This window comes from Streptomyces sp. NPDC000941, assembly GCF_053599555.1.
This window is the reverse complement of record NZ_JBSFMM010000175.1, coordinates 1-23,751: the sequence shown is the minus strand read 5'-3', so window position 1 is coordinate 23,751 and position 23,751 is coordinate 1. Positions and strand designations below refer to the sequence as shown.

21 protein-coding genes are annotated in these 23,751 nt (G+C 71.9%); 14 read left to right on the top strand and 7 right to left on the bottom strand.

Translation table 11 applies throughout. The features are described 5' to 3' along the window. Nucleotides 1-234 precede the first annotated feature (234 nt). Complete coding sequence (locus tag ACWDSL_RS38905) at nucleotides 235-1,836, bottom strand: MFS transporter (protein WP_450492680.1); 1,602 nt, start codon at nucleotides 1,834-1,836, stop codon at nucleotides 235-237. A gap of 118 nt (nucleotides 1,837-1,954) precedes the next feature. On the opposite strand from ACWDSL_RS38905, the gene ACWDSL_RS38900 reads away from it, so the two are divergent. The 6 genes from ACWDSL_RS38900 (at nucleotide 1,955) to ACWDSL_RS38875 (ending at nucleotide 8,719) form a co-directional block, all read left to right on the top strand. Beyond that, nucleotides 1,955-2,608 (top strand): TetR family transcriptional regulator, encoded by a 654-nt coding sequence (locus ACWDSL_RS38900; RefSeq protein ID WP_450492679.1) that lies wholly within the window; start codon nucleotides 1,955-1,957, stop codon nucleotides 2,606-2,608. Nucleotides 2,609-2,718: 110 nt separating this feature from the next. Continuing rightward, on the top strand, nucleotides 2,719-3,948 hold the full coding sequence (locus ACWDSL_RS38895; RefSeq protein WP_450492678.1) for an alpha/beta hydrolase: 1,230 nt from the start codon (nucleotides 2,719-2,721) through the stop codon (nucleotides 3,946-3,948). Nucleotides 3,949-4,148: 200 nt separating this feature from the next. Continuing rightward, entirely contained in the window at nucleotides 4,149-5,150 is a 1,002-nt protein-coding gene (locus ACWDSL_RS38890) for a DUF4429 domain-containing protein (protein WP_450492677.1), read from the top strand. 91 nt (nucleotides 5,151-5,241) lie between these two features. Beyond that, a complete protein-coding gene (locus ACWDSL_RS38885; RefSeq protein ID WP_450492676.1) occupies nucleotides 5,242-6,714 on the top strand; it encodes a sensor histidine kinase in 1,473 nt (490 codons plus the stop codon). After that, nucleotides 6,711-7,385 carry a response regulator gene (locus tag ACWDSL_RS38880; protein WP_385630132.1) on the top strand — a complete coding sequence of 225 codons (675 nt, stop codon included), beginning with the start codon at nucleotides 6,711-6,713 and terminating at the stop codon, nucleotides 7,383-7,385. Before ACWDSL_RS38885 ends, ACWDSL_RS38880 begins: the two co-directional genes overlap by 4 nt. Nucleotides 7,386-7,513: 128 nt before the next feature. Beyond that, a complete protein-coding gene (locus ACWDSL_RS38875) occupies nucleotides 7,514-8,719 on the top strand; it encodes an alpha/beta hydrolase (protein ID WP_450492675.1) in 1,206 nt (401 codons plus the stop codon). 80 nt (nucleotides 8,720-8,799) lie between these two features. Here ACWDSL_RS38875 and ACWDSL_RS38870 read toward each other — a convergent pair whose 3' ends face one another. Further along, nucleotides 8,800-9,735, bottom strand: a complete 936-nt coding sequence (locus tag ACWDSL_RS38870; RefSeq protein WP_450492674.1) for a DUF5829 family protein — start codon at nucleotides 9,733-9,735, stop codon at nucleotides 8,800-8,802. A 181-nt stretch (nucleotides 9,736-9,916) separates the two neighbouring features. Further along, nucleotides 9,917-10,369, bottom strand: a complete 453-nt coding sequence (locus tag ACWDSL_RS38865) for a MerR family transcriptional regulator (RefSeq protein WP_450492673.1) — start codon at nucleotides 10,367-10,369, stop codon at nucleotides 9,917-9,919. 163 nt (nucleotides 10,370-10,532) lie between these two features. Here ACWDSL_RS38865 and ACWDSL_RS38860 point away from each other — a divergent pair, with 163 nt between their 5' ends. Then, on the top strand, nucleotides 10,533-11,348 hold the full coding sequence (locus ACWDSL_RS38860) for a serine hydrolase domain-containing protein (protein WP_450492672.1): 816 nt from the start codon (nucleotides 10,533-10,535) through the stop codon (nucleotides 11,346-11,348). Between the two features lie 19 nt (nucleotides 11,349-11,367). Here ACWDSL_RS38860 and ACWDSL_RS38855 read toward each other — a convergent pair whose 3' ends face one another. Then, on the bottom strand, nucleotides 11,368-12,051 hold the full coding sequence (locus ACWDSL_RS38855; protein WP_450492683.1) for a pirin family protein: 684 nt from the start codon (nucleotides 12,049-12,051) through the stop codon (nucleotides 11,368-11,370). Nucleotides 12,052-12,111: 60 nt separating this feature from the next. Here ACWDSL_RS38855 and ACWDSL_RS38850 point away from each other — a divergent pair, with 60 nt between their 5' ends. From ACWDSL_RS38850 to ACWDSL_RS38830, 5 genes are all read left to right on the top strand, one after another. Further along, a complete protein-coding gene (locus ACWDSL_RS38850; protein ID WP_450492671.1) occupies nucleotides 12,112-13,296 on the top strand; it encodes a PucR family transcriptional regulator in 1,185 nt (394 codons plus the stop codon). A gap of 89 nt (nucleotides 13,297-13,385) precedes the next feature. Then, a complete protein-coding gene (locus ACWDSL_RS38845) occupies nucleotides 13,386-14,345 on the top strand; it encodes an ACP S-malonyltransferase (RefSeq protein ID WP_450492670.1) in 960 nt (319 codons plus the stop codon). Nucleotides 14,346-14,358: 13 nt separating this feature from the next. After that, on the top strand, nucleotides 14,359-15,369 hold the full coding sequence (locus ACWDSL_RS38840) for a beta-ketoacyl-ACP synthase 3 (protein WP_450492669.1): 1,011 nt from the start codon (nucleotides 14,359-14,361) through the stop codon (nucleotides 15,367-15,369). Nucleotides 15,370-15,443: 74 nt separating this feature from the next. Then, nucleotides 15,444-15,692 (top strand): acyl carrier protein, encoded by a 249-nt coding sequence (locus tag ACWDSL_RS38835; protein WP_065958912.1) that lies wholly within the window; start codon nucleotides 15,444-15,446, stop codon nucleotides 15,690-15,692. A gap of 70 nt (nucleotides 15,693-15,762) precedes the next feature. Next, nucleotides 15,763-17,046, top strand: a complete 1,284-nt coding sequence (locus ACWDSL_RS38830; protein WP_450492668.1) for a beta-ketoacyl-[acyl-carrier-protein] synthase family protein — start codon at nucleotides 15,763-15,765, stop codon at nucleotides 17,044-17,046. Nucleotides 17,047-17,136: 90 nt separating this feature from the next. Here the strand turns inward: ACWDSL_RS38830 and ACWDSL_RS38825 are convergent, their stop codons facing one another. Together ACWDSL_RS38825 and ACWDSL_RS38820 are read right to left on the bottom strand one after the other, a co-directional pair. After that, complete coding sequence (locus ACWDSL_RS38825; RefSeq protein ID WP_450492667.1) at nucleotides 17,137-18,036, bottom strand: NAD(P)-dependent oxidoreductase; 900 nt, start codon at nucleotides 18,034-18,036, stop codon at nucleotides 17,137-17,139. Between the two features lie 222 nt (nucleotides 18,037-18,258). After that, nucleotides 18,259-18,753: a DUF3145 domain-containing protein gene (locus ACWDSL_RS38820; RefSeq protein WP_089506493.1), complete on the bottom strand. Its 495-nt coding sequence runs from the start codon at nucleotides 18,751-18,753 to the stop codon at nucleotides 18,259-18,261. A 328-nt stretch (nucleotides 18,754-19,081) separates the two neighbouring features. Here ACWDSL_RS38820 and ACWDSL_RS38815 point away from each other — a divergent pair, with 328 nt between their 5' ends. Next, nucleotides 19,082-20,041, top strand: coding sequence for an SGNH/GDSL hydrolase family protein (locus ACWDSL_RS38815; protein WP_450492666.1), 960 nt, complete (start codon nucleotides 19,082-19,084; stop codon nucleotides 20,039-20,041). A gap of 7 nt (nucleotides 20,042-20,048) precedes the next feature. On the opposite strand, the gene ACWDSL_RS38810 is transcribed toward ACWDSL_RS38815, so the two are convergent. Next, the gene (locus ACWDSL_RS38810) at nucleotides 20,049-22,553 is read right to left on the bottom strand and encodes a glycoside hydrolase family 3 protein (RefSeq protein WP_450492682.1); all 2,505 of its coding nucleotides are present in this window, start codon (nucleotides 22,551-22,553) and stop codon (nucleotides 20,049-20,051) included. Between the two features lie 167 nt (nucleotides 22,554-22,720). Here ACWDSL_RS38810 and ACWDSL_RS38805 point away from each other — a divergent pair, with 167 nt between their 5' ends. After that, nucleotides 22,721-23,356 carry a TetR/AcrR family transcriptional regulator gene (locus tag ACWDSL_RS38805; RefSeq protein WP_450492681.1) on the top strand — a complete coding sequence of 212 codons (636 nt, stop codon included), beginning with the start codon at nucleotides 22,721-22,723 and terminating at the stop codon, nucleotides 23,354-23,356. Nucleotides 23,357-23,751: the final 395 nt, after the last annotated feature.

The window sequence follows — 23,751 nt, the reverse complement described above, 5'->3', positions numbered from 1 at the left end:
TATCTGATCCAGCCCGCCCGGCGTTTGCGAGTGCGCGGCGGAGTCGCGTGGCGATACCGCGAGCGGGGCCGCGGGAGAACAGCCCCCGCGGCCCCGAGGCCCCGGCCCGGCCCGGCGGGTGCCCGGCCCAGCGGGTGCCCGGCCCAGCGGGTGCCCGGGCCAGCGGGTGCCCGGGCCAGCCCGATGGATGCCCGGGCCAGCTCTCGCCGGGCCGAGGCACCCGCCGGACACCGGTCAGATGTGGGCCGCTCCCGCGCCCGCCTCCGCGTTGTCGCCGCGCTTGGTGAACGCCGCCACAGCGGCCGCCAGGAGCGAGACGACGCCCGCGACGGTGAAGGCGACGCCCATCCCTGACACGAAGGTGTGATGCGCCACGCCGGTGATCTTGTCGACCATGTCCGGCGGCGTGTTCGGGGCGAGCGGGGCCTTGCCGACCTCGACCGCCTTGGACGCCTGGTCCAACTGCTGCCCGGACAGCGGCCCAAGGCCGGCCCGCTGCCAGGCGCCGGGCAGGTCGTCGTCGACCTTGGCGGCCATGACCGCGCCGAGCGCGGCCGTACCGATGCTGCCGCCGACCTGCATGGAGGCCTGCTGGAGGCCGCCGGCGACGCCGGAGAGCTCGATCGGCGCGTTGCCGACGATGACCTCGGTGGCGCCGACCATCACGGGGGCGAGCCCGAGGCCGAGGAGGCCGAACCAAAGGGACATCTCGCCGGTGGAGGAGTCCACGTCGAGGGTGGAGGCGCCGAACATCGACACGGAGGTGATCAGCATGGCGCCCACCAGCGGGATCCGCGGCCCGAGCTTGGTGATCAGCAGCCCGGCCAGCGGCGAGGCGACGATCATCATGGCGGTCAGCGGCAGCAGGTGCAGCCCGCTGTCGACGGGGCTCATACCGTGCACGTTCTGCAGGTAGAAGGTGACGAAGAAGATCCCGCCCATGAACCCGAAGGCCATCAGCACCATCAGCACGGTGCCGGCGGACAGCGGGACGGAACGGAACATGCGCAGCGGCAGCAGCGGCTCGCTGGTCCTGGTCTCCCAGAACGCGAACGCCGCGAAGCAGACGACGGAGATCCCGAGGAACAGCAGCGTCCGGGAGTCGCCCCACTGCCATTCGCCGGACTTGATCACTGCCCAGATCAGGCAGAACATCGCGCCGGACAGCAGCGCGATACCGGGGATGTCAAAGGACTTGGGGGCGTTCTCGGCGCGGTGGTCCTTGAGGATGGCCAGCCCGAAGACGAGGGCCAGGACACCGACGGGAACGTTGACGTAGAAGACGGACTGCCAGTTGACGTGCTCGACGAGCAGACCGCCGATGATCGGTCCGCCCGCGGTGGACGCCCCGATCACCATGCCCCAGATGCCGATGGCCATGTTGAGCTTCTCGGCCGGGAAGGTGGCGCGCAGCAGGCCGAGCGCGGCGGGCATCAGCAGGGCGCCGAACAGGCCCTGGAGTACGCGGAAGACGACCAGCAGGGTCACGCTGCCGGACAGGGCGATGGCGGCCGAGGAGACGGCGAAGCCGACGACCCCGATCAGGAAGGTCTGGCGGTGACCGAAGCGGTCACCGAGCTTGCCGGCCGTGATCAGCGAGACGGCGAGGGCGAGCAGATAGCCGTTGGTGATCCACTGGGCGTCGGCGAGCGAGGCGTGGAGGTCTTCGGCGATGGCTGGGTTGGCGATCGCGACGATCGTGCCGTCGAGGGCGACCATCGTCACACCGATGGCGACGGTCAGCAGCGTCAGCCATGGGTGGCCCCGCAGTCCCTTCGGGGGATCGGGTATGGGAGGTTCCGGCGCCGCGTGGGCGACGGTGGTCTCAGACGTCATGTGGGGAGGCTAGTGTCAGTCGCTGACAATTGACAAACAAGTTCACCATTCGGTAACTGTCAGCTTTCCCACGGGTATGGTGAGCGGCCCGAACACGCCAGAAAGAGAGCCCTCACAGGTGACAACGGACCAGGCGGTGGCCCCGCCACCAGCGGGACTTCGGGAACGCAAGAAGCAACGCACACGAGCCGCCCTGGTGCACTCGGCCCTGGAGCTGTTCACCCGGAACGGATACGACCACACGACGGTCGACGAGATCGCGGACGCGGTCGACGTCTCCCAGCGCACCTTCTTCCGGTACTTCGCCAACAAGGAGGAAGTCGCCTTCGCCGCCCAGGATGTGGCGGAGTCCCACTTCTTCGCCGCCCTGGTCGACCGCCCCGCCGACGAGGCCCCGCTCGCCGCCCTGCACGGCGCCATCCTCGACGCCTGGGACACCATCGGCGAGGCCGTGGCGCGGCTGGTCCCCCAGGACCTTCATATGCGCATGTACTGCGTGATCGAGTCGACCCCCGCCCTGCTGGCCGTACATCTGCGCCGCACCGCCGAGCTGGAGGAGCGGCTGGCCCGGGAGATCGCCCGCCGCGAGGGGCTTGACGTCGACGCGGATCCGCGGCCGCGCCTGGTGGTCGCGGCGTTCGGCGGGGCGATCCGGGTGGCGGGCCGGCTGTGGGGCGAGCGCCAGGGGACCAGCATGGAGTCGCTGCGGGGCCTGACCGCCTCCCATCTCGACCATGTCGGGGCGGCGCTGGCCGAACGATGGGACAGATAATCCCAAATCAGACAAACCCAGTAAAAAGCCCCCGGCGAAATCCCCTTCAAACGTGAGAAGCGTCACGGCATTTGGCAGCCACCGCCACCCGTCTCCTAGGGTGTCCCGCGGTGACTCCCTTCTCTGAGCTCGGCTCCCCCTCCCCCGGCTCCACCGCCTGGCGTGCGCTGCTCGCCCTGGCGGTGGTGTTCGTCCTGCTCGCCACCACCGGCTGGACCGCCATGCGGCAGCGACAAGGCCCCGCGGGGTCGCTGGCCGTGGAGCTGGCCGCCTGGCGCAAGGGACACCTCCCGGCGGTCGCCGGAGGCCCCCCGGGCGGCCTGGCCCTCCCCGACCCGTCCGGCCCGCCGCGCCGGCTGGCCCGCTTCCTGGACTCGCTCACCGCCGCCCAGCGCGAGCGCCTGGCCCACCGCTACCCACTGGTGCTCGGCAATATGAACGGCGCGCCGGTGGAACTGCGCTACCACGCCAACCGGATCGCCCTCACCCGGGCCCGGAACATCGAGCGCAAGCGGATGCACGACAGCGCGCTCACCCCGCTCGGCCGGCAGAACGCCGGGCGCCGGATGGAGCGCTACGAGGAGTTGCGACGCGGCCACCGGCAGATCCTCGCCTTCGACCCCACCGGCTCCGGGCGGGCCGCCGAGGTCTTCGGCGACCTGGAACACGCCGGCCGCGTCTCGGTCGTGGTGCCCGGTGTGGACACCAACATCCTGAGCTTCCAGAAGGACAAGCGCGGCTACACGGCGGTGGACGGCATGGCCCGCGCCCTCCACGACGCCGAGCGGGCCCTCGACCCGAACGGCAACAACGCCGTCATCGCCTGGGCCGACTACACCTCCCCCAGCGGCGTCGGCATGGACGCCGCCACCGGCAAGCTCGCCGCCGAGGGCGCCCTGCGGCTGCGCGCGCTGGTCAACGGCCTGCCCGCGCTCACCCGCGTCTCGCTGATGTGCCACAGCTACGGTTCGGTGGTGTGCGGGGTGGCCGCCCGCGACCTGGCGCCCAAGGTCACCGATATCGCCGTCGCCGGCAGCCCCGGAATGCGCGCCGACCACGCCTCCGATCTGGGCACCGGCGCCCGGGTCTGGGCGATGCGCGACTCCGGCGACTGGATCCAGGACATCCCGCATGTGGAGGTCGGCGGGCTCGGCCACGGCGCGGACCCGGTCTCCTCGGACTTCGGAGCCCGCGTCCTGTCCGCCGACGGGGCACAAGGGCACGCCGGATACTTCGAGCCGGGCACCACCAGCCTGGAGAACTTCGCCCGGGTGGGGATCGGCTCGGTCCAGTCCGTGCGCTGCGCGGACGACGACACCTGCCGCTCCGGTCTGAGCTGACGGCCGTATCTGCCCCGCTGGACAGCCCGAGCTGCCCCGTCCGGCAGCCCGATCTGCCCCATCCGTCCCCTGCCATCGGCCCCGAGCTGACAGTGGGAACCTGAGCTGACGGCTGAAAATTAGCTGACGGCGCAAATTGATTTGACGCGCGTAACCTCCGAGGGGGGACGGGCGGGCCCCCGCCGCATACGATGAGCCGCATGGGTGATGTGCTGGCCGGTTTTCAGACCGTCTGGGAGTTCGATACCGACTCCGTGCTCATCCGCTTCGAACGGGGGATTCGTACGCCGAAGCTGCTGCAGGCGCTCGGCGAGCGTCGCATCCCCTACGAGGCGCTGTCCGCGGTGGAGGTCACCCCCGGCAAACGGGGGACGATAGTGCTGCGCGCCGTGCCCAGACCCGGCGCCGACCCCCTGATGGACGCCGCAGACGGCCAGCTCAAGGACGGGGGCGACCCGTACCGCCTGGTGCTGCCCGCCGAGCGCGGATCGCTCGCCGAGTACTACGCCGAGGAGATCCGCACCGCCCTCGGCCCCGCGGCCGCCACCGCGGCCGAGTCCTATCTGGTCGCCGCGCCCACGCCGCCGCTGTCGTTCAAGGCGTACGACGGCAAGGCGTCCTTCGACGGCAAGGCCATCTCGTTCCGCTGGTTTTGGACCGGAGCCTCCTCGGCCAAATGGAAGGCCGGGGACCAGCGCTTCCGCATCGACGAGCTGTCAGGCGTCGAATGGCGCTCACCGGAGTCCAAAGGGGGCGCCGGCGGCTCCCCCAAACAGGGGCGCAGCGGCTATCTGCGGCTGCTGGAGCACGGGGCGGAAGGCGGGCGCGGCGGCGCGGACGGCTCGGCCGCCGGCATGGGCGGGGCGCGTGCGGGTGCGGGCGCGGGCGCATCCGGTTCGGCGGGCGCGGGCAGCGCCGGAACCGTGACGCGGCCCGACCACGACCCCGCCGCCGTGGTCTTCGGCCTGGGCTACGGCCTGGTCCACGAGTCGCTGCCGTTCGCCGCAGCCGTGCTGGAGGCCGTACGGAGCTCCGCCCTGGGCCCGTCCGCGGGCCGCGCCCGCTCGGCGGCCCGGCCAGGGCGGCGCGACCCCGCCGATATCGCGGACCGCATTCGCCATCTCGGCGAACTGCATACGGCGGGACTGCTGACGGACGACGAGTTCAGCTCGAAGAAGGCCGAACTGCTGGCGGAGCTCTGACGGCCCGGGGCACCTGGGGGAGCAGCTGAGGACAACCCGATACCGGGGTATGACGTCCGGGCGCGCCGTCACCCCTACGCTGTAAGCCGCCATGTCCCAGCCGCCGCAAGCCAAGACGCCGCCCGACCGCGGGGCGTCAGGGGCGTCCACCGCCGTGCCGTCCCCCGCTGTGCCGTCCGCCGCGCACGAGAGCCTGCTGTCGGCCACCCGACAGCACACCACTTCCCTCGCACGGGCGCTCGTGACTCCCACATACCCCGCGACCCCGCTGCTCGCCAGGTCTTCCAGGCGCTGGCGGCGGCGGCTGCCGTACGCAGTCGCGGGCCTGCTCACCATCATCCTGGTCCCGGTCACCGCCCAGCTCCTCACCAACGACTACGGCCTGAACGGCGGGCTGGCCAGCATACTGGCCGCCGCCCAGGCCGGGCCGCTGCTGCTGGCCGTCACCCGTCCGCTGCCCGCCTGGTGGATCGCCTTCATCGCCGATACCGTCGGCGCGCTCGCGGTGTTGGGCTACGCCGACCTCCCCGAGCGCAGCTGGCCGTGGCAGCCGCCCAACATCATCGGCTATCTCTTCCTCCTCCTCTTCCTCGCGCTGCGCGAGCCCCGCCGCACCCTGGTCGCGGTCTGGCTGGTCACCGGCGGTGTGGGCGTGCTCCTGGGGATACCCGGCGCCAGGTACAGCGACGGCACCAATGTGCTGCTGTTCGTGCTCGGCGGTGTGGTGCTGCTGGTCGGCGGCGCGCTGCGGGAACGCGGGGACGCGCAGCGGCGGCTGGCCGAGCAGGAGACGATCAGCGAGGCGGAGCGGGCCCGCCGCACCCTGCTGGAGGAGCGCGCCCGGATCGCGCGCGAGCTGCACGACGTGGTCGCACACCATATGTCGGTGATCACCGTGCAGGCGGACAGCGCCCCGTACCGGATCGGCGGCCTCCCGCCCGAGGCGGCGCGGGAGTTCGGCACCATCGCGGCCACCGCCCGCGAGTCCCTGGCCGAGATGCGGCGGCTGCTGGGCGTGTTGCGCAGCGAGGACGCGCGCGGGGAGCGCGCGCCGCAGCCCGGGCTCGACCGGGTGCCACAACTGGTCGAGGCGACCGTACGGGCCGGGATACCCACCACGCTGTCGATCGCGAAGGACGTGGCCGCGCTCGGGACGCTGCCGCAGGCGGTGGACCTGTCGGCGTACCGGATCGTGCAGGAGGCGCTGGCCAATGTGGTGCGGCACGCTCCGGGCGCCCCGACGAACGTGTCGATCCTGGCCTCCGCCGACCGTACGGGGCTGACCGTGCTGGTCGTCAACGGCCCGGCGAGCGGCACACCGGGACCGCCCCTGGAGACCAGCGGCACCGGCCACGGCCTGGTCGGCATGCGCGAGCGCGTCCGGCTGGTCGGCGGCACCCTGGACACCGGCCCGCTGCCCGACGGCGGCTTCCGGCTCGCGGCCCGGCTCCCGCTCGTCGAGGTGGCGGAGTCCACCGACAACACGGACGACAGCCGAGCGGGCGACGGCCCGGCACACACAGAAAGCACAGACGGCGCGGAAAGGTACCCTCTCGCCCCATGACCATCCGGGTGATCATCGTCGACGACCAGGCCATGGTGCGTGCCGGCTTCGCCGCGCTGCTCGCCGCGCAGAGCGACATCGACGTGGTCGGCGAGGCCCCCGACGGGAAGCAGGCGGTCGACGTCAGCCGCAGCACCCACCCGGACGTCGTGCTCATGGACGTCCGGATGCCCGAGATGGACGGCCTGGAGGCGGCCCGGCGAATACTCGACCCGCCGCCCGGCGTCACCCACCGCCCGAAGGTGCTGATGCTCACCACCTTCGACGTCGACGACTATGTGTACGAGGCGCTGCGCGCGGGCGCCAGCGGCTTCCTCCTCAAGGACGCGCCGCCCGCTGATCTCATCTCGGCCGTACGGATCGTGGCCGCCGGAGAGGCGCTGCTCGCCCCGTCCGTCACCCGCCGCCTCATCGCCGACTTCGCCCGGCAGCGCCCCGCACCGCGCAAGAACTTCGCGGCGCGGCGCAGCGGGCTCACCCCGCGCGAGACCGAGGTGCTGGAGCTGATCGCCCGTGGTCTCTCCAACCAGGAGATCGCGGAGTCCCTGGTGCTGGCCGAACAGACCGTCAAGACGCATATCGGGCGGGTGCTCGCCAAGCTGGGGCTGCGCGACCGCGCCCAGGCGGTCATCTTCGCGTACGAATCGGGCCTGGTGACACCGGGCCAATAACCAGCGCCCCGTCTCGGACCACCCCTACCCAGGTATGACCCGGCAGTTGGCTCCGAGGTGTGACGCTTCGCCACCCACCACCTTCCTACGTTTCCCTCCGTCATCGCACAACGGAGGGGGACGCGACCATGTCGCATACACAGGTCGGCAGGCACCGGGCCCGCAGCCTGATCACCGCCGCGCTCATGGTCACCGTCATGGCGGGCACCGTCGGCTGGACCCTGGCCCATGAGCAGCAGCCCGTCACCGGCCCGCCGCCCGGCACGGCCGCCTGGCGCGCGGACCACTCGCCGGTCCCCGGCGCCGCGGGCCGGCTGCCCGATCCGGCCACCGCCCCGCCCGCCGAGATCGCGCGCTTCTTCGCCGGGCTCACCGCGTCCCAGCAGCGGACCCTGGCGCTGCGCCACCCCAGCGTCGTCGGCAATCTCGACGGCGCGCCGGTGGCGCTGCGCTACACCGCCAACGCCCTCGCGATCCGGGAGGAGCGCGCCAAGGAGCGGGCCGCCGACCCGAAGAGCCCGCTCATCGACCGGTACACCCGGCTCCTCGCCCCCGGCCGCCGGATCCTGGCCTTCGATCCGCGCGGCCGTGGCCAGGTGGCCGAGGTGTTCGGGGACCTGATGGCGGCGCAGCGCACGGCGGTTCTCGTCCCCGGTTCCGACACGGACCTGTCGACCTTCGACCGTACGGACCACCACCCGTACGGCTCCGCGGCGGGCATGGCCAGGTCGCTGCGCGCGCAGATGGGCCGGGAGGCGCCGGGGGTCCGTACGGCCGTTGTCGTATGGGTCGGCTACACCACCCCGCTGGGCCTGGGCCCGGACGCCGCCACCGGCCGCCTCGCCAAGGCGGGTGTGCCCCGCCTCGACCGCTTCCTCGCCGGTCTGGCCGCGACGGCCGGCGATGCCGCGCAGGCCCCGCCGGCCGTCTTCTGCCACAGCTACGGCTCTGTCGTCTGCGGGCTGACCGCCTCCCGCCTCGACGGTGCCGAGATCTCCGATCTGGTGGTGTTCGGCTCCCCCGGCGTACGTGCCGACGACGCCGCGGACCTGGGCCCGGCCGCCCGGGTCTGGGCGGCGCGCGACGGCTCCGACTGGGTCCGGCGGGTGACCGGCTTCGACTTCCTTGGCCTGGGCCACGGCGAGGACCCGACCGACCCGTCCTTCGGCGCCCGCGTGGTCTCCGCGGACCGGGCCCACGGCCATACGGGCTACTTCGCCCCCGGTACGGAGTCGCTGCGCAACTTCGCGCGGATCGCCCTCGGTCGCTACGCGGCGGTCAGCTGCGCGGACGGCGCGGACCAGGGCGGCGACTGCCGCCACGGTCTGGTGTGAGGGGGCTCTTACGCGAACACGGCAACGCCGGCCTGGACGGATCCAGACCGGCGCTGTCGTATGACGTCAGCTGTGTGGCGTTACGGCTTGTCGAAGGTCCAGACGGCGTGGTCGCCGGGGCCCACGACGAGGGTCGAGTTGCCGATCCGCTCCTCGTGCCGGTCGTCCACCGGCGCGTTGAGCGACATCTGGATCTGCTTGAGACCCACCTTGTCGGCCGGAACCACGTCGTACCGGATCGTGGTCAGGCCGTCCTTGACGATGGCACCGCCCGGGACCTTCTTGATGTCAAGACCGCCGGCCTCGAACAGCGGCATCTGCGTGTTGAGGTCGCGCTCGGTGACGGCGAAGCGGATGCCGGTCAGGTCCTTCAGCTGGTGGTCCTTGTAGGTGTCCGGCAGATAGCGCTGACGGCTGGTGTCACCGGGGTAGCTCGCCGGACCGGTCTTGCTGCGCGGGTCGGAGAAGTACTCCTCCCGGTACTCCATCGCCCACGCGCCGAAGGCGTCATAGGGATAGTCCGCGACGGGGAACTGCACGCCGTCGAACCACGGCACCAGGACGCCGTCGCCGAAGTTACGCTGCTGGAGGAATTCGTCCAGGTTGTTGTACCCCTGGTCCCGCAGCCTCTGGCTCACCTTCGCCAGGTCGCCGTCGTGCTCGGCCGAGTACGCGACGGAGGTGGAACCGAAGTTGGCGTCCTGGCCCGGCAGGTCGCCGGCCCCGAACAGCTCGATGTAGGTCTGGCCGCCGTAGAGGTAACGGCCCTTCCAGGTGAGGTTGCCACTGCTCGTGGTACGGACCTCGAAATTGGCGAACTCCCGAAGAAAGTCCGAATTCTCCACGGCGTCGGCCGTCTCGCGGTCGAGGACTCCGTAGGAGTGGTTGTAGTAGAGCACCTGCTCAGCGGCCGACTTGTGGCTCTCGGCGGTCTGCGCCGACTGCGCGCCGGCCTCGACGGTCCCCGTGAAAGCAACACCGGCGACGACAGCGAAGCCGACGGTTGCTCTTAACATCCGACGAATAAACATGGTGCAGATCTTAGTGAAGTGGGTATCGGAAAGGGAAGCGCTATTTGTTATTCCCTGAATGAACGGGCGACAAGACCGGGATCCGGAAGACAAAAAGCACCACCGGGACCAATTCCACCCTGCAATGCTTTTCCGGCGAGTTCCGGAAATGTATTGCTCATGGCTTTCAGGCCCGCTCCGTCACCCGGCGGGCACCGGCGTAGATATCGATCTTGAAGTCGAGGACCTGCAGGGTGTCCTGAAGCTCGGCGATCCGCTGCCGCACGCTCTCCCGGTGCGCGGTCAGCAGGTCCTCGCGCTCGCCGAAGGTGTGCTCCCCCTCGCGCACCAGCTCGGCGTAGCGGACCATGTCCGCGACCGGCATCCCGGTCAGCCGGAGCTTGCCGACGAGGGAGAGCCAGTCGAGGTCCTTGTTGGTGAAGCGGCGCTGGCCGGTGTGGGTGCGGTCCACATGCGGCATCAGCCCTATCCGCTCGTACCAGCGCAGGGTGTGCGCCGACAGCCCGGTGTGGGCGACGACCTCGCTGATCGTGTAGCGGTCCTGTCCGGTGGGCCGGGGGTGGGTGGCCGTCCCCGCGCATGTCTTCACCTTCACCGGCACGCTCTCCAACACGGTCATGCTGCCTCGCCGCCCTCTCGCAGTCGTAGATCCGGTCGTTGATCCATAAGCCCTTACGCCGTTCTCAACGCTATTGACTTGGAGTGCACTCCAAGCAAGCGGAGTTTTGGCGAAATCTTGGGCCCGATGAGTGCACACGGCACCCGGCACTAGGCTCTGGGGCATGGAGAGCCTGCGGTTGATCGAGAACTGGCCCGTCCCCACGGCGGCCGCCGCCGTCGTGCGCGCGGACGGCACGGTGGCCGGATCATACGGCCCGGCCGGCCATCGCTTCCCCCTCGCCTCGGTCACCAAGCCGCTCGCCGCGTACGCCGTGCTGGTCGCCGTCGAGGAGGGTGCGGTCGAGCTGGACGAGCAGGCAGGGCCCGAGGGCGCCACGGTCCGCCATCTGCTCGCCCACACCTCCGGGCTCACCTTCGACGAGCACTGCGTGGCCGCTCCGCCCGGCACCCGCCGGCTGTACTCCAACGCGGGGTTCGAGGTGCTGGGCGATCACATGGCCAAGGCCACCGACATCCCCTTCGCCGACTATCTGCACCAGGCGGTGCTGGAGCCGCTGGGCATGGCCTCGACCGAGCTGCCCGGCTCCCCCGCCAAGGACGGCGTCTCCACCGTCGCCGACCTGGTCCGCTTCGCGGCCGAGCTGCAGGCCCCGCGGCTGCTGGCCGCCGAGACGCTGGCGGCGGCCACCTCCGTCGCCTTCCCCGGCCTGAGCGGGGTGCTGCCCGGCTACGGTCACCAGCGGCCCAACGACTGGGGGCTCGGCTTCGAGATACGCGACGGCAAGTCGCCGCACTGGACGGGCGCCGCGTCCTCGCCCCGCACCTTCGGGCATTTCGGGCAGTCCGGTACGTTCCTGTGGGTGGACCCGGAGGCGGGGGCGGCCTGTGTGGCGCTGACGGACCGCGCCTTCGGCCCCTGGGCGATCGAGGTCTGGCCCGCGCTGACCGACGCTGTTCTCGCCGAGTTGCGCGCCTGAACCTGCGTACGCGGCGCGATCAGCCGTACGGCGGCTCCGCGCGCATCGCCCACACCAGCAGCTCCGCCCCGCTCAGGGCATGGGCCCAAAGCCCCCGCCCGTCGGTGATCCGCGCCGCGTCCCCCGCCGTCAGGGTCTGCTCGGCGAGACGTATCTCCCCCCGCACCACATGCGCGTACACCCAGGGCGCGGCCGGCAGCTCTACGCGCTCCCCCTCGGCCGGCCGCCATAGGTGGAGCGTGGCGTCCGCCCGCTCCAGGGCGTACGGCGCGGAGTCGGCCAGGCCGCGCACCACCTCGTACACCGGCTCGGCGCCCGCGTCCGCCGAGGTGAATCCGGGTGCCGGGGTCAGCCACAGCTGGACGAAGGTCAGCGGCTCGGGGCCCTCGTTGCGCTCGCTGTGCCGCACCCCGCCGCCCGCGCTGAGCCGCTGCACATCGCCGGGGCGCACCACGGTGCGGCCTCCGGTGGAGTCCTCGTGGGTGAGCTCGCCCTCGACCACCCACGTGACGATTTCCACATCGCGGTGCGGATGCTCAGTGAAGCCCGCGCCCGGCGCCAGCCGCTCCTCGTTGCAGGCCACGAGTGACCCAAATCGCACATTTTCCGGGTCGTAATACCCAGAAAAGGAAAAGGCGTGGCGCGTCTCGATGCCCGCCCCGTCTCCACCCCGGTACCGTTCACCGGCGCGCTGTACCCACATCACCCGGCCCACAGTACCCACGCCCCCACCCTCGTCATCCGATAAGGCAGTCTTGTCCTCGTGCCACAACCAGCCGCGAACAGCCCTCATCCGCACAGCGCCACCCTGCGCCGCCTGGAGAAGTCCTCCGGGAAGCTCGCAGCGAGCGCCATCGCCCGCATGGACGAGCAGCTGCCGTGGTACCGCGCGATGCCGCCGGAGAACCGCTCCTGGATCGGGCTGGTCGCCCAGGCGGGCATCGCGGCGTTCACCGAGTGGTTCCGGCATCCGGAGGCCCCGCAGGCCATCAGCACCGATGTCTTCGGCACCGCGCCGCGCGAGCTGACCCGGGCGATCACGCTGCGGCAGACCGTCGAGATGGTCCGCACCACGATCGAGGTCATGGAGTCCGCGATCGACGAGGTGGCGGCCCCCGGCGACGAGTCGGTGCTGCGCGAGGCGCTGCTGGTGTACGCGCGGGAGATCGCGTTCGCCACCGCGCAGGTGTACGCGCAGGCGGCCGAGGCCCGGGGTGCGTGGGACGCCCGGCTCGAGTCGCTGGTGGTCAATGCCGTGCTGTCGGGGGAGGCGGACGAGGGGGCGCTGTCCCGCGCCGCCGCCCTGGGCTGGAACGCCCCGGAGCATGTGTGCGTGGTGCTGGGTACCGCGCCCGACGGGGACAGTGAGCTGACCGTGGAGGCGATCCGGCGCGCCGCCCGGCACGCCAAGCTGCAGGTGCTCACGGGTGTTCTCGGCGACCGGCTGGTGGTGGTCGCGGGCGGCTCGGACAATCCGCTCCAGGCGGCAAAGGCGCTGATCGGGCCGTTCGCGGCGGGTCCGGTGGTGGCGGGCCCGGTGGTCTCCGATCTGCTGGCCGCGACCAAGTCCGCGGCGGCCTCGGCGGCCGGGCTCAAGGCGTGCACCGCCTGGCCGGACGCACCGCGGCCGGTGCTCGCGGACGATCTGCTGCCGGAGCGCGCGATGGCCTCGGACCCGGCGGCGCGTGACCAGTTGGTGGAGGAGATCTACAGACCGCTGGAGGAGGCGGGGTCTGCCCTGCTGGAAACTCTGAGCGTGTATCTGGAGCAGGCAAGCAGTCTGGAAGGCGCGGCACGCATGCTCTTCGTTCACCCGAACACCGTGCGCTACCGGCTACGACGTGTGACCGACGTCACCGGATGGTCGCCTTCCGATGTGCGGTCGGCGTTTACTCTGCGCATAGCCCTGATCCTGGGGCGTCTGGCCGACGCGGGCCCCCAGGGCTAGGTCTTTGTCGGAGTCCAACAATTCCCCTAACGGTTCTTCGTCCTTGTCCTCACGGGCGGTCGAGACCGACCACAAGAGAGAGTGTGAGGGTGCTCGTACTCGTCGCTCCCGGCCAGGGCGCCCAGAAGCCTGGCTTCCTGACCCCCTGGCTCGACCTCCCCGGCGTCACCGAACGGTTGACGTGGTGGTCCGCCGTATCCGGCCTCGATCTGATCCACTACGGCACCAAGGCCGACGAGGAGGAGATCCGGGACACCGCCGTCGCCCAGCCGCTGCTGGTGGCCGCGGGGCTCGCCTCCGCCCACGCCCTGTTCTCCGAGGGCGCCGAGGAGTACCGGGATTCGCTCGGCGCGAGCGCCGGGCACAGCGTCGGCGAGATCACGGCGGCCACGGTCGCCGGTGTGCTGACCGACGAGGCCGCCATGGTGCTGGTCCGCCGCCGTGGGCTCGCGATGGCGGAGGCCGCGGCGCAGGCCGAGACCGGTATGGCCGCGGTGCTCGGCGGTGAGCAGGACGACGTCGTCGCCCATCTGACCAAGCTCGGGCTGACCCCGGCGAATGTGAACGGCGCCGGCCAGATCGTGGCGGCCGGCACCGCGGAACAGCTGGCCGCGCTGGCCGAGGACAAGCCGGAGGGGGTGCGCCGGGTCGTACCGCTGAAGGTGGCGGGCGCGTTCCACACCGACCACATGGCCCCGGCGGTCTCGGCGCTCCAGACGCTGATGGAGGGCGCCCCCGTCGCCGATCCGCGTCTCCCCTACGTCTCCAACCGGGACGGACAGGTCGTCACCTCCGGCTCAGAGGTCGCCCAGCGGCTGGTCGCCCAGGTGTCCAACCCGGTCCGCTGGGACCTGTGCATGGAGACCTTCCAGAAGCTGGGTGCCACCGCGATCATCGAGGTGGCGCCGGGCGGCACACTCGTCGGCATCGCCAAGCGCGCCCTGCCGGGCGTCAAGACGCTGGCCCTCAAGACTCCCGACGACCTCGAGGCGGCCCGTGCGCTGATCGCCGAGCACGCTGTTCCGGTCGCCGGCACCCCGGCCGAATAGGAGCTCCCAGAGCATGACCGCGAAGATCAAGCCCAGCAAGGGCGCACCGTACGCGCGCATCCTCGGTGTCGGCGGCTACCGTCCGCACCGCGTGGTGCCCAACGAGGAGATCCTCAAGCACATCGACTCCTCCGACGAGTGGATCCGCAGCCGCTCGGGGATCGCCACGCGGCACTGGGCCGGGCCGGACGAGACGGTGGCCACGATGTCCGTCGAGGCGGGCGGCAAGGCCATCGCCGCGGCGGGCCTGACGCCGGAGCAGATCGGTGGCGTGGTCGTCGCGACCGTCTCGCACTTCAAGCAGACCCCCGCGGTGGCGACCGAGATCGCCCATCTGCTGGGCTCGGGCAAGCCGGCCGCGTTCGACATCTCGGCGGGCTGCGCGGGCTTCGGCTACGGCCTGACCCTCGCCAAGGGCATGGTCACCGATGGCACCGCGGAGTACGTCCTGGTCATCGGCGTGGAGCGGCTGTCGGACCTGACCGATCTGGAGGACCGCGCGACGGCCTTCCTGTTCGGCGACGGTGCGGGCGCCGTGGTCGTCGGCCCGTCCAACGAGCCCGCGATCGGCCCGACCGTCTGGGGTTCCGAGGGCGACAAGTCCGAGACCATCATGCAGACGCTGCCGTGGGACGTGTACCGCGACCAGCAGGCCGCTGAGGTACGCTTCCCCGCGATCACCCAGGAGGGCCAGGCGGTCTTCCGCTGGGCGGTCTTCGAGATGGCCAAGGTCGCCAAGCAGGCCCTCGACGACGCCGGGGTCAGCCCGCAGGACCTCGACGTCTTCATCCCCCACCAGGCCAACATGCGGATCATCGACTCGATGGTCAAAACCCTTGAGCTGCCGGAGCATGTCACGGTCGCCCGTGATGTGGAGACCACCGGCAACACCTCGGCCGCCTCCATTCCGCTCGCCATGGAGCGGCTGTTGGCGACCGGGCAGGCGAAGAGCGGCGACACCGCGCTCGTCATCGGCTTCGGGGCGGGTCTCGTGTACGCAGCGACGGTCGTTACCCTCCCTTAGTCAAGATCCCACGCAGCCCCGAACAGGTCGGACGCTGCGCACTCACCGCAATCACCCGAAGAAGGAGCGCCGCAATGGCCGCCACCCAGGAAGAGATCGTCGAAGGTCTCGCCGAGATCGTCAACGAGATCGCCGGTATCCCGACCGAGGACGTCCTGCTGGAGAAGTCCTTCACGGACGACCTGGACGTCGACTCGCTGTCCATGGTCGAGGTCGTCGTCGCCGCCGAAGAGCGCTTCGACGTGAAGATCCCGGACGACGACGTCAAGAACCTCAAGACCGTCGGCGACGCCGCCGACTACATCCTCAAGCACCAGGGCTGAGCCCGGGCGCTGTCGCCACCCGAGCGGTGGCAGGTCCAGCACCTTCTCTCCACGTAAAGTAGGAAATCCTGTGAGTTCGACCAATCGCACCGTGGTCGTCACCGGTGTTGGTGCCACGACGCCGCTGGGTGGCGACGCCGCTTCCACCTGGGAAGGACTGCTCGCCGGGCGGTCCGGCGTCCGCCTCCTCGAGGAGGACTGGGCGGCCGACCTGCCGGTCCGTATCGCCGCGCGCATCGCGGTGGAGCCGGGCACCATCATCCCGCGGCCGCAGGCCCGTAAGCTCGACCGCTCGGCGCAGTTCGCGCTGATCGCGGCCCGTGAGGCCTGGGCGGACGCCGGTTTCACCGCCAGGGCGGGAGCGGAGACATCAGCCGCCGCGGCGGGCCTTCCGGTCGACCCCGACCGGCTCGGCGCGGTGGTGGCCTCCGGTATCGGCGGCGTGACCACCCTCCTCGACCAGTACGACGTGTTGCGCGAGAAGGGCGTCCGCAAGGTGTCCCCGCACACCGTGCCGATGCTGATGCCCAACAGCCCGGCGGCCAACGTCGGCATCGAGATCGGCGCCCGCGCCGGGGTCCACACCCCGGTCAGCGCGTGTGCGTCGGGCGCTGAGGCCATCGGCTACGCCATCGAGATGATCCGCACCGGCCGCGCCGATGTGGTCGTCGCGGGCGGCACCGAGGCGTCCATCCACCCGCTGCCCATCGTCGCCTTCGGCAACATGATGGCGATGTCGAAGAACAACGAGGACCCGCAGGGCGCCTCGCGTCCGTACGACACCGGCCGCAACGGCTTTGTGATGGGCGAGGGCGCGGGCATCGTCGTCCTGGAGTCGGCCGACCACGCCGCCCGGCGCGGTGCGCGGGTCTACGCCGAGGCCGTCGGCCAGGGCATCTCCGCCGACGCGCACCACATCACCCAGCCGGAGCCGTCCGGCAGCGGCATCGCGCACGCACTGCAGAACCTGGTCCACGCCACCGAGCTCAAGCCGGCCGAGATCGCGCATGTCAACGCGCACGCCACCTCGACCCCGCAGGGCGATGTCGCGGAGATCAAGGCGCTGCGCAAGGTCTTCGGCCACGATGTCGACCACATGGCGATCTCCGCCACCAAGTCGATGACCGGCCATCTGCTCGGCGGCGCGGGCGGCGTGGAGACCGTCGCCACGGTGCTGGCCCTGCACCACCGGCTGGCCCCGCCGACCATCAACCTGGACAGCCCCGACCCGGAGGCGGACGGGGACATCGTGCGCGGCGAGCCGCGCCCCCTGCCCGCGGGCACCATCGCGGCGCTGAACGACTCGTTCGGCTTCGGCGGCCACAACGTGGTGCTGGCCTTCCGGTCGGTCTGAGCCTTACGGTCTGAGCCCTCTGCGACACCAAGGCCCGTACGGCCGCTCAGCGATGAGTGACCGTACGGGCCTTGCGCGTGCTGTGCGGGCTCAGGATTCGTCGAAGCTGGCGAAGTACGAGGCCACCATGTCCTCGTCGCCGTGGCCCCGTTCGGTGGCCCGCCGGAACCGCTCCGCGCCCGCGGCCGCCACGTCGAGCCGCACCCCCGCGCGCTCGCCCGCCTCGACGATCAGCCGGGCGTCCTTCTCGGCGGTCCTGGTCGCGAAGCTGGCCTCCAGTCGGCCGCTGAGCAGTTGTTCCGCCTTGGCCCGCAGATAGCCCATGTCCAGCGGCCCGCCCGCGACGGCGACCAGGAAGGCGCGCGGGTCCACGCCGAGCCCCTTGGCGAGGGCCAGGGCCTCGGCGGTGCCGTTGGTGACGGTGAGCACCCAGCTGTTGGCCACCAGCTTGAGCCGGGTGGCCGCGCCGTCCTCGGCGCGCTCACCCACCCACACGGTCCGGCCGCCGATCCCGTCGAAGACGGGGCCCAGGACGGTACGGGCCGGCTCCGGGCCCGCGGCCAGCACCAGCAGCTGTCCGCTCTCGGCGGGCTGCTTGGTGCCCAGGACGGGCGCGTCGACGAAGACCAGCCCGCTCTCCCGGGCGAACGCGGCGAGGGCGTCCAGCGCGCCGAGACCGGCGGTGGTGGACTGGGCCCACACCATCCCGGGGCGCAGCGCGGGGGCGGCCTGCCGCATCGCGTCGAGGGCGGCCGGCCCGTCGTACAGCATCGTCAGCACGGCGTCGGCGCCGTCCACGGCCTCGGCGGGGGTGCCGGTGACCCGCACGCCGTGGGCGGCCAGCGGCTCGGCCTTGGCGCGGGTGCGGTTCCACGCGCGGACCTCGAGTCCGGCTCCGGCGAGGTTACGGGCCATCGGGAAGCCCATGATGCCGGTGCCGAGGACCGCGACGGATCGTGCGGGACGGGATGGGGAGAGGTTTTCGGTCATACCAGAACGCTAAGCGACCCCGAGGAAGTAGAGGCGGGCCCCCACGCCGCCTGGTACGGCACCTCGCCGCGTTGTCGGAGTCGCCCGAGTACGCCCAGTACGAGGGCGATCCTCCGCCTTGCGATGCACCGCACCAGACGACGCGGGAACCCACCCCTACTTCCCCGGGGCCGCTTAGATCCTGGAGCGGGTCCCAGGGCGAACCGGACCCGGCTGCCGGGCTCAGACCACCTGGTGGAGCCAGCGGACGGGGGCGCCCTCTCCCGCGTAGCGGAAAGGTTCCAGCTCGTCGTCCCAGGGCTGGCCGAGCAGCTTGGCGACCTCGGCCTGCAGATCGCTCTCCCCGCGCGCCGCGCGCGCGAGCGCGGCGCGCAGCCGGTCCTCGGGGATCAGGATGTCGCCGTGCATTCCGGTGACGGCGTGGAAGATGCCGAGGTCGGGGGTGGAGCTGTAGCGCTCGCCCTCGGCGGTGGCGCACGGCTCCGCGGTCACCTCGAAGCGCAGCAGATGCCAGCCGCGGAGCGCGGAGGCCAGTTTGGAGGCGGTGCCGACCTCGCCCTGCCAGGAGAACTCGGCGCGCCAAGTGCCGGACGCGGCGGGCTGCTTGATCCAGTCGAGGGTGACGCGCACGCCGAGTACGCCCGCGATGGCCCATTCGACGTGCGGGCACAGCGCGCGCGGAGCGGAGTGGATGTACAGAACTCCACGTGTCGTCACCTGGGCCTCCTGTGCGGTTCTCGAGGTACGCCTTCCCCAGCGGCCTCGTGTCCGTACCGGTGATGGCCGGGACAGCACTAGACATTCTGCCCTAATGATCACCCTCGCACCAGTCCCGAGGTTACCTGCAGTGAAATTTTTCGGGCAGAATTCTTCTGAAAACGGACACGATGTGACGCCAGGTAACTTGCCCGTACCGGAACGCTCCCGCTCCCGCCAGGGGCGGAGCTCAACTGGCACGGGAAAAAGCTACCGCGCGGTGCAGCCGGAGGAGTGACGTACCGTCGGTCCTGGACAGAATCACCCAAGAGTCGGAGGGGGAACAGCCATGCGGGGCAGCACAGCACGCCGGCGCCGGACATTTCCGGGGGCACGGTTCGCGTCCACGACCACCCGCACCACGACCACCGCCACCACCGCCGCGCGCACCGGTGTGGCGCTGCTCACCACGGCCGCCGTACTGGCGTCGGGCGGCTGCCTCGGCGGCCCCGACGACGCCGCACACCCCGGCGGCTCCCGCAGCGGCAAGCGCCCCGCCGCCAAGCCCAGCGTCCTGTGGAACACCAAGCCCGACTCCATCGCCTCCCTCGGCGACTCCATCACCCGCGGCTTCGACGCCTGCTCCGTGCTGTCCGACTGCCCCGAGGTGTCCTGGTCCACCGGGACGGAGGTGAACAGCCTCGCCCGCCGGCTGCTGCCCACCACCTCCCGCTCCGCCACCCGCACCTGGAACTACGCCAAGACGGGCGCGGTGATGGCCGACCTGTCCGGTCAGCTCCAGTCGGCGGTCACCCGGAAGCCGCAGCTGGTGACCGTCCTGATCGGCGCCAATGACGCCTGCCGCTCCTCCGTCGACGACATGACCACGACGGCCGACTTCCGCGCCGACTTCAGCGCCGCGCTCAAGACGCTGCGCCACGACCTGCCCAAGACGCAGGTGTACGTGGCCAGCGTGCCGGACCTGAAGCGGCTGTGGTCCGAGGGGCGCAAGAACGTGCTGGGGCGGCAGATCTGGAAGCTGGGGATCTGCCCGTCGATGCTCAAGGACGCCGACGCCACCGACCCCGCGGCGGAGCAGCGGCGCCGCCGGGTGGAGGACCGGGTGGACGAGTACAACGCGGTGCTGAAGTCCGTCTGCTCCCAGGACGCGCTGTGCCGGTACGACGACGCGGTGCACAACTACCAGTTCTCGACGGATGAGTTGAGCAAATGGGACTGGTTCCACCCGAGCAAGGAGGGCCAGCAACAGCTCGCGGCGATGGCCTACCGCCGCATCACTGCGCCTTAACAGGGGCTCAGGCCACCGCCACCCGCACGGACAGTCGGCGGTCGGCCAGGCTGCGGCCCGTCTGCGCGGCGTACGCGCCGGGGATCAGCCGCCAGGCGTGTGCGGACTCGTCCCAGACCTCCGCGGCCCGGCGCGGGAGCGTGATGGCCGCCCGTGCCCTGCCGCCCGGCTCGGCGGTCACGGAGGCGAACCCGGCGAGGCGGCGCACCGGGCGCTCCTCGCCGTCGCCGTCGCCCTCGTCCTCGTCCTCGGGCACCTCGAGATAGACCTGGACCACCTCCCGGCCCGCCCGCGCCCCGGTGTTGCGGACCTCGACGGTGAGGGTGCCCAGGTCGGCGCCGCCCGGCGCCGCCGCCGGGGTGAACTCGGCGGACTCGTAGGCCCATTCGGTGTACCCGAGGCCGTGGCCGAACCAGTACGCGGGGGCCGGAGCGTCCTCCGGCCGCTGCGCCGCGCGCCGCTCCCAGGCGCGGTAGCCGATGAACACGCCCTCGTCGTAGCTCAGCCGGCCGTCCGTCGGCCGGACCTCGCTGACCGGGGCGTCGGCCAGCCGGGCCGGCCAGGTGGTGGGCAGCCGCCCGCCGGGCTCCTCGGCGCCGAGCAGGACGTCCGCGAGCGCGAGCCCCGCGTCCTGGCCAGGGAACCAGCTCAGCAGCACCGCGGCGACGTCCTCGCGCCATGGCATCTCCACCGGCGAACCGGAGTTGACGACCACGACGGTACGGGTGCCGGTCGCGGCCACGCGCCGTACCAGCTCGTCCTGACGGCCCGGCAGCCGCAGATCGGAGCGGTCGAAGCCCTCGCTCTCGACGCGCTCGGTGGTGGCGACCACCACCACGGCGACCTCGGCCGCCGACGCTGCCGCCACGGCCTCCTCGATCAGCTCGTCGGCGTCGCGCTCGGGGGCGCGGTGCATCAGGCTCAGGGACACGGCCTGCAGCGGGGCGTCCTCGAGCTTGACGACCGAGCAGGTGAGGCTGATCGGTACGGGCCGGCCCGCCGTCAGTTCGGCGGTCGCGCGCTGCTTGGGCACGCCGAAGAACGCCTCGAAGGGGTCGCGGGCGTCCTCCATGTCCTGCACCCCGTCGTACAGCACCTCGCCGTCGACGGTCAGCCGGAACGCGCCCAGGCCCCGGGTGCCGAAGGTGTGGCGGCCGGATTCGCGCGGGGCGAGGGTGCCGGTGATCTCGACGGTGTGCAACTCCTCGTACGTCACCCCCTCCGGGAAGTCGTCGAGCCAGCGCACCTCCCCGTTCGGCAGCCGCGACTCCCCCAGCGTCCGCCCGTCCTCGGCACGTACGACGGCGCGCAGCTCGAACCCCTGGGCGGCCGGGGCGAGTTCATCGGTGGGGTCGGCGCCGACGGCGTAGGTCAGAACGCCCTCGGGCAGGGCGGCGCGCAGCCCCTCCAGCGGCGAGACGACGCGCTCGGGGAAGACCTGGGCGGAGCCGCCGCCGAGCACCCGGGCGTCGCGGGCCGCCGCGCCGAGCAGCGCGACGCCCGTCAGGCGGGCGGGGTCGAGCGGCAGGGCAGGGTGCCCGTCGGGGGTTGGCTCGTTGCGCAGCAGGACGAAGGAGCGGCGGGCGATCTCGCGGGCCGGCGCCGCGCCGTCCACAGCCTCGGGCCGGTCGGCGGCGGCCACGGCCGGGGCCGCCCCGTCCAGGCCCTCCAGGGCGCCGACGCGGGCGGCGAGAGTCAGCACCCGGCGCACCGCCTCGTCCACGTCGGCCTCGGGGACCTCCCCGGCCCGTACGGCGGCGGCCAGCGCCTCGCCGTAGACGGTGCGCGGCCCCGGCATGGCGACGTCGAGCCCGCCGAGCAGGTCCCGTACGGTGTCGCGGGCGGCCAGCCAGTCGGAGACGATGAAGCCGTCGAACCCCCACTCGCCGCGCAGCACCCCCTGCTGGAGTTCACGGTGTTCGGTCATCGTCGAGCCGTTGACGCCGTTGTAGGCGGCCATCACGCCCCAGGGGCGGGCGTTCTTGACGATGGCTTCGAAGGGGGCGAGATACAGCTCGCGCAGCGCCCGCGCGCCGACCCGGTTGTCGACGCTGAAGCGCTCGGTCTCGGCGTCGTTGGCGACGAAGTGCTTGACGGTCGTGCCGACCCCGCCCTCCTGGACGCCGGTGACGTATCCGGTGCCGATCTCGCCGGTGAGGTACGGGTCCTCGCTGTACGCCTCGAAGTGGCGGCCGCCCAGCGGTGAGCGGTGCAGATTGACGGTCGGCGCCAGCAGTACGTGCACACCCTTGCGGCGCGCCTCCTGGGCGAGCAGCCGGCCCGCCCGGCGGGCGAGTTCCGGGTCCCAGGTGGCGGCCAGGGCGGTGGGGCTGGGCAGGGCGATGGACGGGTCGTCGGCGCTCCAGTGCACCCCGCGCACGCCGATCGGGCCGTCCGACATCACCAGTGAGCGCAGCCCGATCTCGGGGACGGCGGGCAGCGACCACATGTCCTGGCCGGAGAGCAGCCGCGCCTTGGTGTCCAGATCGAGCTTGCCCAGCGCGTTCTCCACTGCCGTCACGGCGGAACCTCCTGATCGCTGCGGTCGGTCCAGGCCATGGTGGACCGGCCCGCCCGCGATGACCTGTAGCCGGGTAGGCATAGTTACCGTTTCGTTATTCTGTTTGAATGCCTCAGGCGGCGAGTGCCTCAGGCGGCGAGCGGGAAGGCGGGACGGCGATGGCCGAGCGGACACGGAAGGGAGGGGGCGGGGCCGGGGGCGGCGGCGCCAGACGCGGGGCGCGCGGCGAGGAGCGGCGCGCCGAGATCGTCCGCTGTGCGCTCGAAGTGATCGCCGAGCGCGGCTACCGGGGCGCCACCCTGAGCGCGGTCGCCGAGCGCGTCGGCCTGACCCAACAGGGTCTGCTGCACTACTTCCCCACCAAGGAGGCCCTGCTCGTCGCGGTGCTCGCCGAACGCGACCAGTGGGACACCGGCACCGCGCGGCGCGACGAGTCCACCGCCTGGCCGCTGGATCTGCTCGCCTCGCTGGTGGAGTACAACGCCATGCGGCCGGGGATCGTGCAGACCTTCTCCGCCCTGCTCGGCGAGAGCGTCACCGACGACCACCCGGCCCGCGAGTTCTTCACCCGGCGCTATGAGCGGGTGCGCGCCGATATGGCGGCCACCCTGCGCGGTGAGTTCGGCGACCGGCTACCCGGGGGCCTGCGGCCCGAGGAGGCCGCGCCGCTGCTCGTCGCGGTGATGGACGGGCTGCAGTACCAGTGGCTGCACGACCCGGAGGCGGTGGACATGCCGGCCGCCTTCCGGTCCTTCCTCGCCCTGCTGGGGCAGCCGACACCGCCGCGCGACTGACGGCCCCGGGCCGGACTCATGGCCTTACGCGTAGGCGCAAGTAAGGGCGCGGAGGGGCCGCCCGGCGTGATCACCTGGACCAGGACGCCACCGGCGCCCGGCCTTGGGTCTAGTGGTCGTCGCCCGCGACCAGACCCTCCCGCGCGGGGCTGGCGCTGGCCCGGCACGGCGACGGGCTCACCGCCGTACGCCGCCTCGCTGGCCTGCCCGCTGCCCCAGCCCCGTGGCGAACGGCTTTGGGATGATCACGATCGTCCTGCCGCTGCCGGGCAGCGCCCGGCAGCGCCGCGCTTCCGTACGAGTTCTCCAGTGTCGCGGGGGGGGGGGGGGGGGGGGCCGGGGCGGGCGGGCAGGCGGGTGGGGGGTGTGTGTTTGGCCCCCCCCCCGCGCACACC

Bases quoted from the DNA above. Each gene is read 5' to 3' on its own strand.
- ACWDSL_RS38890 (WP_450492677.1), top strand. From the start codon at position 4,149: ATGGGTGATGTGCTGGCCGGTTTTCAGACCGTCTGGGAGTTCGATACC.
- ACWDSL_RS38865 (WP_450492673.1), bottom strand. From the start codon at position 10,369: ATGACCGTGTTGGAGAGCGTGCCGGTGAAGGTGAAGACATGCGCGGGG.
- ACWDSL_RS38835 (WP_065958912.1), top strand. From the start codon at position 15,444: ATGGCCGCCACCCAGGAAGAGATCGTCGAAGGTCTCGCCGAGATCGTC.
- ACWDSL_RS38815 (WP_450492666.1), top strand. From the start codon at position 19,082: ATGCGGGGCAGCACAGCACGCCGGCGCCGGACATTTCCGGGGGCACGG.
- ACWDSL_RS38855 (WP_450492683.1), bottom strand. From the start codon at position 12,051: ATGTGGGTACAGCGCGCCGGTGAACGGTACCGGGGTGGAGACGGGGCG.
- ACWDSL_RS38885 (WP_450492676.1), top strand. From the start codon at position 5,242: ATGTCCCAGCCGCCGCAAGCCAAGACGCCGCCCGACCGCGGGGCGTCA.
- ACWDSL_RS38825 (WP_450492667.1), bottom strand. From the start codon at position 18,036: ATGACCGAAAACCTCTCCCCATCCCGTCCCGCACGATCCGTCGCGGTC.
- ACWDSL_RS38870 (WP_450492674.1), bottom strand. From the start codon at position 9,735: ATGTTAAGAGCAACCGTCGGCTTCGCTGTCGTCGCCGGTGTTGCTTTC.
- ACWDSL_RS38875 (WP_450492675.1), top strand. From the start codon at position 7,514: ATGTCGCATACACAGGTCGGCAGGCACCGGGCCCGCAGCCTGATCACC.
- ACWDSL_RS38805 (WP_450492681.1), top strand. From the start codon at position 22,721: ATGGCCGAGCGGACACGGAAGGGAGGGGGCGGGGCCGGGGGCGGCGGC.
- ACWDSL_RS38840 (WP_450492669.1), top strand. From the start codon at position 14,359: ATGACCGCGAAGATCAAGCCCAGCAAGGGCGCACCGTACGCGCGCATC.
- ACWDSL_RS38860 (WP_450492672.1), top strand. From the start codon at position 10,533: ATGGAGAGCCTGCGGTTGATCGAGAACTGGCCCGTCCCCACGGCGGCC.
- ACWDSL_RS38905 (WP_450492680.1), bottom strand. From the start codon at position 1,836: ATGACGTCTGAGACCACCGTCGCCCACGCGGCGCCGGAACCTCCCATA.
- ACWDSL_RS38880 (WP_385630132.1), top strand. From the start codon at position 6,711: ATGACCATCCGGGTGATCATCGTCGACGACCAGGCCATGGTGCGTGCC.